We start from the raw sequence: 16712 nt of genomic DNA, 5'->3' as shown, positions 1-16712 counted from the left end.
TCCTTTATTCATGTTCATTATGCTGAGGCGGTGGATAACGGAATCCACGAGTTTTATAAGCCAGATAACCAACACCAATCGCTGCCCAGATTAAACCGATTTTCAGTGCAAGCTGATCGATTTCAAGCCACATCATAAATACACTGGCAAACCCTAATACAGGAATGACGATATAATTAAAAATGTCCTTGATAGTTTTAGTACGACCATCACGCAGAGCGTATCTTGAAATCACCGAAAAATTGACAAAACTAAATGCAGTTAAAGCACCAAAACTAATCAGATTGGCAATATGTTCAAAATCAAGAAAACCTGCAGTGAGCGCAACGACACCAACAATCACAATATTATAAGTGGGGGTATATAGTTTAGGACTGATATGCCCAAAAATTTTCTTGTTAATTACCCCATCGCGTCCCATCACATACATCAGTCGTGAAACACCAGCATGTGCTGAAATCCCAGATGCCATAACCGTTACAATAGCAAAATATAAAATGACGGTTTGGAACGTGATTCCCCCAATTGCCAATAAAATCTCAGGTTGGGTTTCATCAATTTTTTTGAAATATTGAGCTGGATCGCTTGGGAAATAGATTTGCATAAAATAGGTGCTAATAATAAAAATGACACCCGCAATTAATGCTGTCAGGAAAATCGCTTTTGGTAATACTTTTTCAGTGTCCTTGGTTTCTTCCGCCAAAGATGACAATGCATCAAAGCCTGTAAATGAGAAACATAGAATTGTTGCACCTGTAATCAGTGCACCAACAGATGTCATTTCATTCCAGAAAGGTGCAATACTCCAAAGCTGATATTGCGATTGATCCAGACTACCATCGGCATTCATACCTTGGGTCAGTAATAAGTAGACTTTATAGGTAAAATAGAAAATGACACCAATCTGCAAGAACACAATGGTACTGTTAAAACGTGCAACAAAACGCGCACCAAACAGATTGACCACAGTCATTAAAATCGTTAAGCCAATGACCCAGATCCAGTTATTTACCCCAGGAAAAAGAGCACGTAAATAAATATCTGCCAAAATAATATTGACTAAAGGGGAGAGCAAATAATCCAGCCATGACGACCAGCCCACCATGAATCCGACATTAGGATGAATGGACTTTTGTGCATAAGTATAGGCAGAACCCGCTGACGGATAGCGCTTAATCATATGCCCATAACTAATGGATGTGAGTAGAATTGCAATCAGGGCAAAGATATAGGATGTGGGTACATGGCCATGACTATCTTGAGATACTAGACCAAAAGTATCAAAAACCGTCATTGGCTGAATATATGCCAAACCAATAATAATGATGTGCCACAGCACAAGATTTTTTTGCAGTTTTGCCGCAGGTTGAGTCCCAGTGTGAGTTGTCAACGGCGTATCCTCATAATCGTTGATCAAGGATCAGTCATGTCTGTTAAGGATCGTTTGAGACGAACGATCCCCCCTATGTTAAAAAGTAAAGTGCGCCAATCTATCCTAAAATGGTGCCTTTTGTCAGTAACTTTGTGGAATTTTTAGCAAATTTTTTGCCAGTTTACTCAACTATATGATGAATGAAAATTCACCTAAAAATAAAAAGCCTGAATTGATTGAAAATTCAGGCTTTTTATTAAATTTTAATGTTTTGAATTCTGTAAAGAAGCTTCAATTACCATGCTTTTTGCAAAATTGCTCTGAGATCCTGAAAATTAGCTTCTTTAGGGTTATAGATAATTGAACCATCATTCAACGCTTTCTCTGCAATTTCGTCTAACTGTGCTTCCGTAACTTTACCAGTTTCACGTAAATTCCGCGGTAATTTGGTTAAGCTAAACAAACGATCACGCATCGCTAAAATAGTTGCAATGGCTTTTTCGGCGCGTAGATTGGCAGGCGTCTGAGCATAAATATCCGCTCCAGCCAGCGATAATAAGAGTTCACCTATTTTATCGCCATTCACTTCCTTGTTGTATTCAAGTACATATGGCAAAAATAAGTTCATGCATAACCCATGAGGCAGATGAGCAACTGCACCTAAGGCATGACCAAGAGAATGAACTAAACCAACCATTGAGTTAGAAAAAGCAATTCCTGCCATCGTAGATGCTTGAGCTAACTCTAAACGTCCTTGAGCATCGGAAGGGTTTTCAATGACATTAAACAGGTTTTCACTAATTTTCTTAATGCCTGCACTTGCGTAAGCATCACTTAAAGGATTTGCTGCAAGACAAGTATAAGCCTCAACACAATGGGTAAGAGCATCCATACCAGTCATAGCTGTTAGATGTGCTGGCAACGTTAATGTCATGCGTGGATCAAGAATAGCCGCATGAGGCATTAAATAATAAGACGCAAATGCAAGTTTTACATTCTTTTGGGTATCTGAAACTACGGCAACCATTGTTACTTCTGAGCCTGTACCAGATGTGGTTGGAATCACAAAAAATGGCTTGAGGGCTTTCGGTAAATTATGTGCACCCGAATATTTGAGCAGATCATTGCCACCTTCAGAAACCAAAATATTAGTTGCTTTTGAAGTATCGATAACTGAACCACCACCAACCGCAATAATCGCATCGCAATTATGATCGCGATACAATTGTGCTGCATTGCGAACAGTTTCGAGACTGGAATCTGGTGGTACATCATCAAAAATATAGCCAATTTCCGCATCTGTTGAGGCAAAAGCAGTTTCGATGGGTTCAAGTAATTTATTGGCTCTTACCCCTTTGTCGGTGATGATCATGGGGCGTTTTGAACCTAATGTCGCAAGCTCAAATGGAATGTGTTCTAAAGCCGCACTACCCGCGATTACTTTAACTGGACAAAAAAATTCGTAATAAGGTTTAGCCATTTTATACACTCCGTTTTAAGTATGACTGTGCGACTTTCAAATAAATATTAGCAGCTTCACTGAGTTTATCCTTGAGGCTCAGTTCGACTGGATATTGTTTTACGGCTAATGATGCGACCATTTTAGGTAAAATCAATGACTCCATTTTGTTGAGGCAACGAACTAATCGAATGGCACTCGATACATCCCCATCGGCAATCATACGGTCATTGGCAAAAGCCTGCGCCGTACTTTCCTGAAATGAAAACACCATAAAAGCATGAGTTAAATGCTTAAAAGTAACGGTTAAATCTGGTTTCCCTTGTTCAAGGGTAATTAATTGCAGTTTTTTATCTGCAGTAACTTCAGCGACAAATGCAGGCCCATTAGGGAATACATTCATGGATAAAACGAAGCCTGCTGGAAATTTAGCAACTTCATTTTGTATTTCTTCATCGACCTGACTTGCCATGACGAGGCCACGTCCAATCACATCCATCATGAGTTTAACGTAGCCCAGTTGCAATGCGGGTTTTACGGTTTTACTTGAAATCACACGTTATCCCTTTTAACATTCTAATTTTAAGTTTTAGAGTAATTACTCTAAATAGTTTTTTGAAAAAAATAAAGTAAATTATGTCAAGGTGACTTGTACGTCACTAAAGTAATCGGTGTTTTTAAAATATTCAACTACATCTGCACAAAGCTGTTCAAACTTTGGATAGTCCTGAAGAAGGTCGCACAAACGAACCATTTCAAGACCTGCATAACCACATGGGTTAATGGTTTGGAAACCTGTTAAATCACAATCAATATTTAAAGCCAATCCGTGATAGCTGCGTCCACGTCGGATTTTAAAGCCCAAAGATCCAATTTTACGCTCTTCTACATACACCCCAGGTGCATCGGGTTTGGCATAGGCTTTAATTCCATACTTATTTAATAGGTCGATCATTAATTGCTCAGCAAAAGATACTAATGCACGTACGTTCCATTTCAGACGATTTAAATCAAACATAAAATAAATTACCATTTGACCTGGGCCATGCCAAGTCACTTGCCCTCCACGATCAGATTGCACTACAGGAATGTCAGTTGGGATTAAAATATGTTCTGGTTTTCCTGCCTGTCCCTGAGTAAGTACGTCAGCATGTTGTAAAATCCAGAGTTGATCGGCTGAGTTTTCATCCCGATGCTCAGTCAGATCTTTCATTTCCTGAAAGCGCGTAGCATAAGGGGTTAAGCTTTGATATTGATGGATAATAAGAGTGGGTTTATTGCTCATCAGGTATCTCGAGTTCCAGATATTGCAAGATTTTATTGCCGTTATTTTCGTAGCCATAATTAGGCAGGGAGTCTAAAAAATTTGTCCAGTTTTTTAGACGATAGAGTGTCTGACTATTTTTTGCATAATATATACCTTTATTGATTTTATCTATCATACTGCTATAACACGTCTTTGTATTAAATTTTGCTAAGAAATAGTCGCCGAAAATCTCATTGTAAAAAATAGTCAGAAAAATGAAAAATCATCGACTTAATAATGGCTTGAATATCGTAATAATGTCAGGTTTGTATCAAAATAAAAAATCCAAAATACTTTCGCATTTTGGATTTATCTATTATAGCGCCGTTTTGATGAGCGAGCAGGCCGCAAGATCAGCATACAGGGCATGTACTTGTTCTAATTCATCAAAACGTAATTGTGCGGTTAATGAATGATATTTTCCAGTACGAGATGGCTGTACTTTGAGAGAGTCACCATCAAATTCTGGAAAATGTTTTTGCAAGATATCAACCACTGCAACACGAAGTTCATCGCCAGCATCACCAATTAGTTTGATTGGATAATCCATTGGGAATACCCAAAGATGCTCTTGTAATTCGCGAGAAGGAGTACGGTCTAACATAACATTCTCCATATGAAATGCCTGCGAAAATGCAGGCATCTGATGTATTTGAATAGTAAATGGGGACAGTCATTTAAATTTCAAGTGACTGTTCATTTAATCAAATTAGTCATTTTCAAGGAATGAACGTAAGTGTTCAGAACGTGAAGGATGACGTAATTTACGTAGAGCTTTTGCTTCAATCTGACGGATACGCTCACGAGTAACGTCAAATTGTTTACCTACTTCTTCCAAAGTATGGTCGGTTGGCATATCAATACCGAAACGCATTTTTAAGACTTTCGCTTCACGTTCCGTCAGATTTTCCAACACTTCACGAGTCGCTTCTTTTAAGCCTTCTGAAGTTGCGGCATCTACTGGAGATGTGATGTTTGAGTCTTCGATAAAATCACCCAAATGTGAATCTTCATCATCACCGATTGGGGTTTCCATCGAAATTGGTTCTTTGGCAATTTTTAAAACCTTACGAACTTTGACTTCGTCCATTTCTAGACGTTCACCTAATTCTTCAGGGGTTGGTTCACGACCCATTTCCTGTAATAACTGACGTGACACACGATTGATTTTGTTAATTGTTTCAATCATATGTACAGGAATACGAATAGTACGTGCCTGATCTGCAATCGAACGAGTGATAGCCTGACGAATCCACCATGTTGCATAAGTCGAGAACTTATAACCACGACGGTATTCAAATTTATCCACTGCTTTCATTAGACCGATGTTACCTTCCTGAATCAAATCAAGGAATTGTAATCCACGGTTGGTATATTTTTTGGCAATCGAAATGACTAGACGCAAGTTAGCTTCTACCATTTCTTTTTTGGCACGGCGAGCTTTGGCCTCACCCACTGCCATACGTTTAGAAATATCTTTGATCTCACGAACGTGCAGATCAAGGTCTTTTTCAATGTCGGCAATTTTCTGTTGAAAGGCCAGAACATCTGGACGAACTTTTTCTAAATAAGTACGAGTTTCAGCAGGTGTTTTAGCAATTTGCTCATCTAACCAAGCAGGATTGGATTCCTGACCTGGGAAGCTAGTACGGAACTGGTTACGATCCATACGACCACGACGCACGGCATAACGCATAATTTCACGTTCATTGGCACGGATTTGTTCATGCGTACCGCGAATCATTTCTGAAATAATATCAAACAGACGCGGAGTAAACTTGAACATCATGAAAACAGTCGCAAGTGATTCAAGAGCATTTTTAGCCTGTTCACTGCTACGACCGTGCTGTTCAATCACCGCTTTGGTATTTTTCCAAGCTGCGTCTAATTCTTCGAAACGAACTTTGGCTACTTCAGGATCTGGACCAGATTCACCTTCAGAATCATCATCACTCTCAGACTCTTCTTCTTCGTCGTCATCATCAAGTTTTACATCTTTGGTCGTTTTAGTTGAAGAGTCTTCGTCTTTATCATCCAGCTCAGCTTCTTCTTCAAGCACTTCTGGAATATCTTCATCAGTTTCGGGGTCAAGATAGCCGGAAAGAATATCTGCAAGGCGACGCTCACCTGTTAGAAAGTCATTATATTCTTGGAGTACAACTTCAACGGCATTTGGCCAATAAGCGATTGAGTGCAATACATCGCGGATACCTTCCTCGATACGTTTTGCAATGCTGATTTCACCTTCACGGGTCAGAAGTTCAACTGTTCCCATCTCACGCATGTACATACGCACAGGGTCAGTAGTACGACCAGGTTCACTCTCAACGGATGCCAATACTGCCGCTGCTTCTTCTTCTGCAACTTCATCTGCTGCTTCAGTTGAATCACCAAACATCGTATCATCAGATTCAGGGGCACGTTCATGTACCGGAATACCGACGTCCTGAAGCATCTGAATGATGTCTTCAATCTGTTCACTTTCAGTGATTGAGTCCGGGAGATGATCGTTGACCTCAGCGTAGGTTAGATAACCTTGTTCTTTGCCTCGGCTAATCAGAGCCGCTACCTGAGAAGTAGGGGAATGCATATCGCTCATCTTTGCTTACTCTTCGTTGAATCTGTGGCAGTAAAAAACCGTGCATGATAGCACAATTTGCTGTAAAAGTTTTCGATTTGATCGGTTATATCTGAATTAAAAAATATGTTTGATTTCACAGCTATTTTTTGAATATTGGGTTTGAATTATTTTTTTCAAGTTACGCCATCCTAAATTTTTCATCAAGAATTATCGGTAGAAGTTAGCAAGAGTTTTATAAATATACAAATTTTTTGATGAAAAAAGATACAAATAATCCTCTAAAAGCAAAAAAAATAAAAAAAACTTGACATGCCTGATTAGGCAAGATAAATAGCGCCTAGACCTATTCACATTTTTTCACTACGAGGTAGTTTTAGTGTCTTCTACAGATTTTGAATTAGATGATAGCTACGGTGATGATGATGATGTTAGTTTTGATGAAGCATCAGGCAAAATCAGTGCAAAAGAATCATTAGAAAAGCGTCGTTTAATTGATGATCTTTTGGCGCAGCGCCGTTTAGAGCGGGAGTTGAAAGACTTTGATTATGACTTCGATGACGATGATCTGGATGATGAAGACTAACAGAATCAAACGCCGCATACAGACCTTAAAATGTTATGATATGCGCTATTTATTGATAACACTGGATAAACAATGAGTACCTTAGATTTAGATCAATTAAGTGATTATCTTGATGGTGACCAAAACGAACATGGTTTGGACTTTGCGGCAACTCATGGTTTCCTGTGTGCAATTGCAGTTGGTCCGCAGTTTGATCGTTGGTTAGATGAGTTATTTGATAGCAATCAGAAGAAAGTTCCTACTGCCATCATTGAACAAATCAAACTGTGGTTAGATTCGATCCGCCAAAATTTAGCCAATGAAGAGGGGATTGAGTTTCCTTTTGAAATTGAAGAAGCCGATGTAGATTCAAGTTTGGGTGACTGGAGTGTTGGTTTTGTTGATGCTATGTTTCTAAATGAGGATGCATGGTTTGCACCAGAATATGAAGAACAATTGGTGGATTTAACTTTACCGATTATGGTGTTTAGCGGTATCGATGAAGAAGATCCACAAATGGAATCTTTCCGCCGCAATGGTCAGCTGATGGACGAGTTGGCAGAAGAAATTCCTGATAATCTCAATGAATTGTATTTAATGTATCATACTCCAACATAAGGTTTGATCACGCAGTCGAATCCATTAAAACACCTCTTATATAAGAGGTGTTTTTTTATACTCAGGATCTTGCGGTAAGTAACCACACCTTACTTCGTGGATTCTTTCCTTTATTACCTTCAGGATCGACAAACTGTTCCTTTAAAAGTCGAACTTGATAAAAAGGGCTATACAGTTGTTGCACTTCTTTTGCTTCCACTGAAAAAGGAGGCCCTTCAAAACTGTTTTGATCATATTCATAACTAATGAGAAATTGAGGCGCGGTTTGACTGATCTGAATAAGATGTTTGGTATATTGGCGTCGCATGTCTTTGGGTAGGGCAATGAGTGCAGCACGATCATAAATGGCATCTACTTGCCCAAGTTGTTCTTTCGCCAGATCAAAAAAATCACCCACATAAATGTCAATCTGTGGATGGGAATAATGAATTAAATCATTTTGTTCTGAAATTTTAAAATCGAAATTAAAATCTTGTGTGAGCTGTTCGATTAATGCCACCACTGCAATTTGGCTTAGTTCAATGGCAACTACACGAAAGCCTTGTTGTATAAGCCAACGAATATCTAACGTTTTGCCACTTAAAGGAACAAAAACGCGCTGCTTAGTTTTTAAATGAAGCTCAGACCAATGTGCCACAAGCAGAGGGCTTGGAGTGAGTTGATGAAAACCAATCCGATTTTCTTGCCAGCGCTGATGCCAGAATTCGTGTTGCATAATTACCTCGGGTTATTGGTTTTATAGAATTTACGATAGATCCACCAGCCGACAAATAATAAAGTAATCGTCAAAATGATATAGCCTACACGATGCATAATCGCAAACATAAGTTCCTGATTTTCACCAAAATAAAAACCGACGCAGGCAAGAAATGTCGTCCAGATGATAGTTCCAAAACTGCTATACAGCATAAATTTACCAAATGGCATTCGACTCATACCAGCAGGAATACTAATTAATGAACGAACTGCGGGTATCATGCGGCCAAAAAATACAATGCGATGTCCGTAATGCTCAAACCAATTCAACGCTTTCTCGAGATCTTTTGATTTAATAAAGAGGTATTTCCCGTAACGATCAACCCATTTGAATAAGGCCGCATGTGAGATTTTTCGACCAATTGCATAAAGTAATGCAGCTGCAAGAATCGACCCTAAACTCCCTGCCATAATCACCCCAATGATTTGAAGTTGACCACGTGAAGCAGTATAGCCCGCACTAGGCATAATCACTTCTGAGGGAATGGGGGGGAAAATATTATCCATAAACATCAGGAAGGCAATGCCGAAATAGCCCAGACTTTCAATTATCTGGATGATCCAGTTGTTCATATACTTTCATTGGTAAATAATCTGATTTTAAAGATTAAGTCTCTGTTTTTAAATCTTTATTGTGTAAATAAGCGTATTCATTTTTTCTATACATTTCCCTACATAATCCTGCATGTAACTCAAGCATTGATCGCTTAGGATGGAAACATACTGATGACAATAAAAGGATAAAACCATGCAACTTGGCATTACCATGTTTGGTGACTCTCGTTTTAATTTGCTGACCAATGAAATTCAATCACCTGAAATTCGTATGAAAGAAATCATTGAAGAAATTAAACTCATGGATGAGGTTGGACTTGACTATTTTGGTATCGGTGAACATCACCGTGCAGACTATGTGGTTGCAGCACCTGAGATCATTTTGGCAGCAGCAGCCACACAAACTAAACGTATTATTTTGGGAAGTTCAGTTTCAGTCATCAGTTCTGCAGATCCTGTAAAATTATTTCAGGATTTCGCCATGATTGATTTATTGTCAGATGGACGCGCAGAAATCATGGCTGGACGTGGTTCGTTTATCGAATCATTTCCCTTATTTGGTTATGATTTGAATCAATATGATGAGGTTTTTGGGGAAAAGCTGGATTTATTATTAAAAATTAATACAAATAATCCAGTGAGCTGGAAAGGAAAATTTCGTCCTGAACTTAAGGATCAGGATATTTATCCACGCCCCAAGCATGGAGAGTTACCCGTTTGGATCGCTGTGGGGGGAACACCACAGTCAGTCGAACGTGCAGCCCGTTTAGGTTTACCGGTCATGTTTGCAATTATTGGTGGCAATTATACAAATTTCAAAGCGTTATTTGATTATTATCAACAGGCTTATCAGGCCTATGGTCACGATATGCAGAACTTTGAAGTTGGCGTACATATGCATGCCTTTTTTGTGGAAGATCAAAACCAACTCATGCAGCTTCATTATCCAACTTATGCTGCCCAAATGAATCGCATTGGTGCAACTCGCGGTTGGCCAAATTATAAGCCTGAACAATATGAGCAGGGACGCAGTCAAGCAGGCCATCTGATCGTCGGGGATGCACCGTATGCCACTGATAAGATTATCGAGGTGATTGAAACCTTTGGTCTGACACGGTTTGCTGCACATTTGGATACAGGTGCAATGGAACATAAACATATGATGAAAGCTATTGAGATCTATGGAACTAAAATTGCACCCGAAGTCAGAAAAGCCGTGAATAAAGCTGATTAAAAAGTTGAAATTCTTAATATATGAATGAGGCAGGGATATGATACAGATCAAAATCAGGAAGGTGACTCAACAAGATAAAGATTGGATCGTTGAGTTATATCAACACAACTCAAAACAGTATCTGACGGACACTGACGGTAAGCTAGAGGCGGGTTTTGTACAGGATAATCCACATTTTGATCAACTTGTGCACCACTGGATTGAGTTATCGGCGATTGATGTTGCTGAACTGGATGGGCAGGCCGCTGGTTTTTTAGTAATACAACGTGAAATTGAGTCCAAAAGTCCTGAAATTTTGTCATACATTCAGGAATATGCTCATATTTTAATTTTACAAGAAAGGCCGTTGGCAGATTTACGCTATGCTGCTTATGCGCCTATTTTAGTGGATGATCAGTTTCGGGGGAAAGGGATTGCCAAGATTTTACATGATCAATCACTCGCAGAGCTAAAAGTTGCAGGATTCGATGCCATTGTTGCTTTTATCGATGTAGATAATCCTGTTTCACTTAAAATCCATGATGCATTGGGTATGCAGATTCTCGATAAAGTCGTATTGGCTTCTGGTCAATTTTTTATTTTGGGGCAAATGACAGGCGAGTAGATCAAAAAGCCGAAATACAAAATTTCGGCTTAAGGTTATTTATGTATGGAAAACTTAAAGACGCTTACGTTTTGCTGCGGCAATTTGTGACTGACGCATACGAAAACCTTCTTTTTGTTTCTCAGAAGTTTTATCGATACAGTACACGCAAGACACGCCGTGTTCATAGTTTGGCAGAGTAACTTCTTCTGGGGTTAATGGCCAACCGCAGGCATGACATTTGATATTCTGGCCTTCTTCCACGCCATGCGTGACAGCAGTACGACCATCAAAGACAAAACATTCACCTTCCCATAAGCTCTCATCGGCTGGAGTTTCTTCCAGATATTTTAAAATACCGCCTTTTAAATGATACACCTCATTGAAGCCTTCTTGTAGAAGTAAGGAGGTTGATTTTTCGCAGCGAATACCGCCAGTACAAAACATGGCAATTTTTTTATCTTTATACTGTTCTAGATTTTCTTTAACGTATTCTGGAAATTCACGGAAAGTTTCAGTTTTCGGATCTATCGCGCCCTTAAATGTCCCCGCTTTATATTCATAATCATTACGAGTATCAATCAGGATCACATCATCACGGCGAATCAAATCATTCCATTCTTTAGGGTCAAGATAGTGGCCGACCAAATCACGGGGTTTAACTTCAACACCTAAGGTTACGATTTCTTGTTTCAATTTAATTTTCATTTTGCGAAATGGTTTTTCTGAGCTATGCGATTCTTTATATTCCATCGCATTAAAACCTTCATTCAACAAAAATTGATAAATGGTATCAATCGCTTGGCGATCACCTGCAACTGTACCATTAATTCCTTCACTGGCAACAATTAGAGTTCCACACAGATTGATGGCTTTGACTAGCTCTAGAAGACGTTGCTGTAAATCTGCAGCATCATTGACTTCTTTAAATTGATATAGCGCGGCAACAACCCAATCAGTGGTCGCTTGCTGTTCTACAGGTGCAAGCTGTTCTACAGTAGCGTTCATGGAAGACTCCAAAAGTATGAATGAAAAATTCTGGCGCGTATTTTAGCGCGAAATATAGGATTAGGCGAGAAAGTAATACATTTTATAGGGCTTTTAAAAGTTTAGAGGAATAACGGAAAAAATGATCTCTTTACAGAGAGATAAAAATTGTCAGGTAATATGTACTGGATAATTGTCGTATTTCTATTCAAAATACCAAGTATTGTGATTAAAATTTTATTGCATACAAGATATAGTATGTGAATGCTGTAAAATAGCAATTTAGTCTGATAAGCGTTTAAGATATTAAATAGAGAGATATGTTTTGAGTAACGATCGTCGCATTTCTACGATAACCCCTTGTGCAGGACGTTGTTCAACCACGTTCGGGGATAACGTATGTCGTGGCTGTCGCCGTTTTAATCATGAAATTATACGCTGGAATACTTTTACGCCTGAACAGCAACTCAGTATATGGAGGCGATTAGATTCGCAATTGGATCAAATTTTAATTCCTATGTTGCCTCATGCAAATGCGATTATTGTGATGCAATTTCTTGAATTAAAGCGAGTGCGCTTATTGGCACATGCTACAACAGGCCGGAAGTTATATCATGCACTGAAATTATGTGAAAAAAATAAACATCTGGTGCATGAGAGTGGGCTTTCAATAAATAGTGATCAGGTTAAGCCCGTGTGGCAAGAGTTTGAAAGACGGATCTTGTCTTTAGCACAAGCTAGTTATGATTTTGCTTGGTTACGTGCAGATGGAATGCGTACGCATTTATTGCAAATACTCGAAGAATCCTAAAAAGCCCCATGTCGGGGCTTTCGATTTTAAAGATGATGCGTCATGCGATATTGAACCAACTCTTCAATAGTAACCACGGTAAGATGATGAGTCTGTGCATAAGCCAACACCTGAATACCTGCAGCCATAGTTCCATCTGGATTAGTTAATTCACAAAGCACCCCTGATGGTTTTAATCCTGCAAGACGTGCAAGATCTATGGTCGCTTCAGTATGACCGCGACGGGTTAAAACACCGCCCTTACGCGCACGTAACGGAAATACATGACCAGGACGATTCAGATCACTGGCAACGGCACCATCTTTAATGGCAGTGTGGATCGTGGTGACACGATCCTGTGCAGATACTCCCGTGGTTACTCCTTGGGCCGCTTCAATAGTGACGGTAAATGCTGTATGAAACTGGCTAGAGTTATTTTGTACCATGGGTGGTAATTGTAGGTGGTCAGCCAGATCTTCAGTTAAGCAAAAGCAGACAATGCCTGAACCATCACGGATCATGCGTGCCATAGTTTCTATATTTAAAGTTTCAGCAGCAACAATCAGATCGGCTTCATTTTCGCGATCAAAATCATCCATGACTAACACAGGCTTGCCTTGGCGAATATCTTCTAATGCTTGCTGGATCCGTTGTTCAGCAGGGGAAAGGGCTGAAAAGAAAATTTCAGGTTGAATTAAACTAGACATATGAAATGCTCTCGTAAAGTAAAGTACGGTTAAACATTTCAGGACTGATGCAGAAATAGGGTCGTGACAATAGAACAGAAATGCTCTACTGAGAAACGTCGTCTTCTTTCATCCGGACTATACCGTCGGCTTTGGATTTGCACCAAATCTGCGATTGATGATAAACCATCAATTGCTCGCGGGCTTACTCGTAGAGAGTTTACCGCCGGTGGGGAATTGCACCCCGCCCTGAAGCGATGTCCAATGATTATAGTCTTTTTCAAGTAAAAGACGATATCTTTTTTAGAACAATAGCTTCAAAGCTTATTTAAAATAAACATTAAAAAAGCCCGCTAATGCGAGCTTTCCCAATATCTTAAATTTTAAGCCACTTGAACTGGAATACAATTTGCAGTGTGATTCACAGTATTATCTGGATTAGCATAGACCAAACGTGGTTTATGGGCATTTGCTTCTGCTTCGGTAAAATCACCAAATGTTGCAATAATCACAAGATCACCGACATCAGCTTGATGCGCCGCACCACCATTTACTGAGATAATACCAGAACGTTCTTCACCGCGAATGGCATAGGTTGTGAAACGTTTGCCATTGGTTACGTTCCAGACATGGATTTCTTCATATTCGCGAATCCCAGCTAAATCCATTAATACGCCGTCAATTGCACAAGAACCCTCATAATGAAGTTCGGCATGCGTAACCACTGCACGGTGAATTTTGCATTTTAATAAACGAGATAGCATGGCTAGCGTCTCCTGAGTTGACCTAAGCGTATGATCTTACGATTGAAACCTTATCTGACTTTTTGAGTCGGCATTTGAATGCGCATTTTGCTCTTAAAAAAAGCGAATGGCAAGCTCGATTGTTCAACAATTCAAGTTAATTGGGCTTGTAGGCATTGATTTGATTCATTGCCTGTGAAATTTGACCATCGACCAATAATTTCACTTTGGATAATGCATGATGAATCGCGTCATCCATCAGTTGTTGTTCATCTTTTGGCGCTTTACCGAGTACATGTCCAGAAACACGTTCCTTTGAGCCAGGATGACCAATACCAATTCGTAAACGATGAAAGTTTGAACCAATATGGGGAACAATGTCACGTAAACCATTGTGTCCACCATGTCCACCACCACTCTTGAGACGAATAACGCCTGGATCCATGTCCAATTCGTCATGAGCAATTAAAATGGATTCTGGGGAAATTTGATAAAATTTGGCAAAGGGAACGACACTTTGACCAGACCGATTCATGAAGGTGGTGGGAATCAGCAGACGAACATCGTGTCCTTCTATTGTACCACGTCCCGTATAACCGTTAAATTTGGGATCTTTTTTGAGAGTGATGCCATATTGATCTGCAAGCTGCTCAACAAACCAGAAACCTGCATTATGGCGGGTTTGAGCATATTCCGTACCGGGATTGCCCAAACCAACAATTAGCGAAATATTTGACACTAATTTACGCTCAATACAACTTACGCGCGTTTAAAGTCTGCGTGCATCGGTGTATTTTTAGCTGGGTGACGTTGTAACGCTTGGATTTTAACGTTTTCAACTTTGTCACCAATTTTGATTTCTACAACTTCTTCAAAGAATGAATTGCTTTCTAAAGCTTTTACAACTTCACGAAGTTCTAAAGTAACTGCTACAGGCTCAGCATTACCACCATAGATAATCGCTGGAATTAAAAATTCGCGACGAAGGCGGCGGCTCGCACCTTTCCCTTGTTGGTCTTCAGCACGCGCTTGAGCGTTTAATACGAAGTTTGCCATGAGATAAATCCTAGTAAGGTTTAAATAAACTAAACTTGCGACCAGTTTAGTGATAGAAAACCCCAGCCAAAGCCAGGGTTTAGAAAAAAGCTGCGCTATTATAGATAACTATCAAACATTGCGCTAATAGATTCTTCATTATTAATACGACGAATTGTTTCAGCGACCATGCCTGCAACTGAGACTTGACGAATCTTGCCTAAGTTTTGCGCTTCTACAGAAAGAGGAATTGTGTCAGTCACAACCAATTCATCTATTACAGAATTTGTTAGGTTTTCAATGGCTTTACCTGAAAGTACAGGGTGAGTTGCATAGGCAATCACACGGCGTGCACCAAACTGTTTTAAGGCATCGGCCGCTTTACAAAGGGTACCAGCAGTATCCACCATATCATCGACAATGACACAGTCACGATCTTTCACATCACCAATCAAATGCATCACTTGAGATTCATTGGCTTTTTGACGACGCTTATCAATAATAGCAAGGTCAATATCACCCATTTGTTTGGCAACGGCACGAGCACGAACTACACCACCTACGTCTGGCGAAACCACCATCAGATTATGGTGTTGTTGTTGACGTAAATCAGCCAACAATGCAGGTGTACCATAGATGTTATCGACAGGAATATCAAAGAAACCCTGAATCTGGTCAGCATGTAGATCAATCATTACAACCCGATCAATACCAACTGTGGTCAGCATATCTGCAACAACTTTTGCAGTAATTGGTACACGAGTTGAACGTGGACGACGGTCCTGACGTGCATAACCAAAATATGGAATCACAGCCGTAATACGTCCCGCACTCGCGCGACGTAAGGCATCTGCCATAACCAGAATTTCCATCAGGTTATCATTGGTTGGTGCGCAAGTAGGCTGAACAATGAAAACGTCTTTGCCTCGTACATTTTCAGTAATTTCGACAGTGATTTCACCATCAGAAAATTTACCTACAGCAGCAGCTCCCAGAGGAATGTGCAAATGGCTAACGACTTTTTGGGCAAATTGTGGATGTGCAGTTCCACTAAAAACGACAAGATTGGGCATGAAGCACCTGAGCGAGGATTACGTGAAGCAACGCTTCACCCGAGCGCAAGGGAAAAAACGGTGATTTTCCAAAAGGGTTAAGCAATGCTTTGCCCGAGCGCAAAAGAAAAATATTTAATTTTTCTAACGGGTAGTTTAAAAAATAATCTGTTATATGGCAGGGGCGGCTGGATTCGAACCAACGGATGCCGAGATCAAAACCCGGTGCCTTACCACTTGGCGACGCCCCTAATGCGGCAGAACTTTAATGGTTTTACCCGTTTGTGTCAAGAAAATTCAACAAAAAACAAAGTAAATGCCTGTCTGACTATAATGATATAAATGGCAGGGGCGGCTGGATTCGAACCAACGGATGCCGAGATCAAAACCCGG

General features: G+C 39.9%; 19 protein-coding genes, 1 tRNA gene and 1 riboswitch. Of the genes, 5 read left to right on the top strand and 15 right to left on the bottom strand.

The window, feature by feature from the left end; all coding sequences use genetic code 11:
* Positions 1-4: 4 nt before the first annotated feature.
* The 6 genes from IAE19_RS09345 to rpoD form a co-directional block, all read right to left on the bottom strand.
* A complete protein-coding gene (locus tag IAE19_RS09345) occupies positions 5-1390 on the bottom strand; it encodes an APC family permease (RefSeq protein ID WP_200460674.1) in 1386 nt (461 codons plus the stop codon).
* Between the two features lie 277 nt (positions 1391-1667).
* Positions 1668-2852: an iron-containing alcohol dehydrogenase gene (locus tag IAE19_RS09340; RefSeq protein ID WP_200460673.1), complete on the bottom strand. Its 1185-nt coding sequence runs from the start codon at positions 2850-2852 to the stop codon at positions 1668-1670.
* 1 nt (position 2853) lies between these two features.
* The gene (locus tag IAE19_RS09335) at positions 2854-3387 is read right to left on the bottom strand and encodes a hypothetical protein (protein ID WP_200460672.1); all 534 of its coding nucleotides are present in this window, start codon (positions 3385-3387) and stop codon (positions 2854-2856) included.
* Between the two features lie 78 nt (positions 3388-3465).
* Positions 3466-4116: a lipoyl(octanoyl) transferase LipB gene (gene lipB / locus IAE19_RS09330; protein WP_200460671.1), complete on the bottom strand. Its 651-nt coding sequence runs from the start codon at positions 4114-4116 to the stop codon at positions 3466-3468.
* A gap of 337 nt (positions 4117-4453) precedes the next feature.
* Complete coding sequence (locus tag IAE19_RS09325; protein WP_200460670.1) at positions 4454-4741, bottom strand: YbeD family protein; 288 nt, start codon at positions 4739-4741, stop codon at positions 4454-4456.
* A gap of 105 nt (positions 4742-4846) precedes the next feature.
* A complete protein-coding gene (rpoD, locus tag IAE19_RS09320; protein WP_200460669.1) occupies positions 4847-6736 on the bottom strand; it encodes an RNA polymerase sigma factor RpoD in 1890 nt (629 codons plus the stop codon).
* Between the two features lie 358 nt (positions 6737-7094).
* Here rpoD and IAE19_RS09315 point away from each other — a divergent pair, with 358 nt between their 5' ends.
* Both IAE19_RS09315 and IAE19_RS09310 read left to right on the top strand, forming a co-directional pair.
* Positions 7095-7301 (top strand): PA3496 family putative envelope integrity protein, encoded by a 207-nt coding sequence (locus tag IAE19_RS09315; RefSeq protein WP_004990657.1) that lies wholly within the window; start codon positions 7095-7097, stop codon positions 7299-7301.
* 72 nt (positions 7302-7373) lie between these two features.
* The gene (locus IAE19_RS09310; protein ID WP_200460668.1) at positions 7374-7898 is read left to right on the top strand and encodes a YecA family protein; all 525 of its coding nucleotides are present in this window, start codon (positions 7374-7376) and stop codon (positions 7896-7898) included.
* A 61-nt stretch (positions 7899-7959) separates the two neighbouring features.
* On the opposite strand, the gene tmpT is transcribed toward IAE19_RS09310, so the two are convergent.
* The gene (gene tmpT / locus IAE19_RS09305) at positions 7960-8613 is read right to left on the bottom strand and encodes a thiopurine S-methyltransferase (protein WP_200460667.1); all 654 of its coding nucleotides are present in this window, start codon (positions 8611-8613) and stop codon (positions 7960-7962) included.
* 2 nt (positions 8614-8615) lie between these two features.
* Entirely contained in the window at positions 8616-9227 is a 612-nt protein-coding gene (locus tag IAE19_RS09300; protein ID WP_200460666.1) for a DedA family protein, read from the bottom strand.
* A gap of 175 nt (positions 9228-9402) precedes the next feature.
* Here IAE19_RS09300 and IAE19_RS09295 point away from each other — a divergent pair, with 175 nt between their 5' ends.
* The gene (locus IAE19_RS09295; RefSeq protein WP_200460665.1) at positions 9403-10443 is read left to right on the top strand and encodes an LLM class flavin-dependent oxidoreductase; all 1041 of its coding nucleotides are present in this window, start codon (positions 9403-9405) and stop codon (positions 10441-10443) included.
* A gap of 37 nt (positions 10444-10480) precedes the next feature.
* On the top strand, positions 10481-11047 hold the full coding sequence (locus IAE19_RS09290; protein ID WP_200460664.1) for a GNAT family N-acetyltransferase: 567 nt from the start codon (positions 10481-10483) through the stop codon (positions 11045-11047).
* A gap of 54 nt (positions 11048-11101) precedes the next feature.
* On the opposite strand, the gene IAE19_RS09285 is transcribed toward IAE19_RS09290, so the two are convergent.
* Positions 11102-12034, bottom strand: coding sequence for a rhodanese-related sulfurtransferase (locus IAE19_RS09285; protein WP_200460663.1), 933 nt, complete (start codon positions 12032-12034; stop codon positions 11102-11104).
* Positions 12035-12338: 304 nt separating this feature from the next.
* On the opposite strand from IAE19_RS09285, the gene IAE19_RS09280 reads away from it, so the two are divergent.
* Positions 12339-12824: a DUF1289 domain-containing protein gene (locus IAE19_RS09280; RefSeq protein WP_200460662.1), complete on the top strand. Its 486-nt coding sequence runs from the start codon at positions 12339-12341 to the stop codon at positions 12822-12824.
* A gap of 26 nt (positions 12825-12850) precedes the next feature.
* On the opposite strand, the gene ribB is transcribed toward IAE19_RS09280, so the two are convergent.
* From ribB to IAE19_RS09250, 6 genes are all read right to left on the bottom strand, one after another.
* A complete protein-coding gene (ribB, locus tag IAE19_RS09275) occupies positions 12851-13510 on the bottom strand; it encodes a 3,4-dihydroxy-2-butanone-4-phosphate synthase (protein WP_200460661.1) in 660 nt (219 codons plus the stop codon).
* A 96-nt stretch (positions 13511-13606) separates the two neighbouring features.
* A riboswitch (FMN riboswitch) is annotated at positions 13607-13749 on the bottom strand.
* Positions 13750-13872: 123 nt separating this feature from the next.
* On the bottom strand, positions 13873-14253 hold the full coding sequence (gene panD, locus IAE19_RS09270) for an aspartate 1-decarboxylase (protein ID WP_200460660.1): 381 nt from the start codon (positions 14251-14253) through the stop codon (positions 13873-13875).
* 136 nt (positions 14254-14389) lie between these two features.
* A complete protein-coding gene (gene pth, locus IAE19_RS09265; protein WP_200460659.1) occupies positions 14390-14971 on the bottom strand; it encodes an aminoacyl-tRNA hydrolase in 582 nt (193 codons plus the stop codon).
* 20 nt (positions 14972-14991) lie between these two features.
* A complete protein-coding gene (gene rplY, locus IAE19_RS09260) occupies positions 14992-15288 on the bottom strand; it encodes a 50S ribosomal protein L25 (protein ID WP_200460658.1) in 297 nt (98 codons plus the stop codon).
* Between the two features lie 98 nt (positions 15289-15386).
* A complete protein-coding gene (locus IAE19_RS09255) occupies positions 15387-16340 on the bottom strand; it encodes a ribose-phosphate pyrophosphokinase (protein WP_004990629.1) in 954 nt (317 codons plus the stop codon).
* Between the two features lie 155 nt (positions 16341-16495).
* Positions 16496-16570 (bottom strand) — tRNA-Gln (locus IAE19_RS09250).
* Positions 16571-16712 lie beyond the last annotated feature (142 nt).

It is taken from the genome of Acinetobacter sp. S40, assembly GCF_016624705.1.
In the GTDB taxonomy this organism is placed as follows: Bacteria; Pseudomonadota; Gammaproteobacteria; order Pseudomonadales; family Moraxellaceae; genus Acinetobacter.
This window is presented reverse-complemented; position numbering and strand designations above follow the sequence as displayed.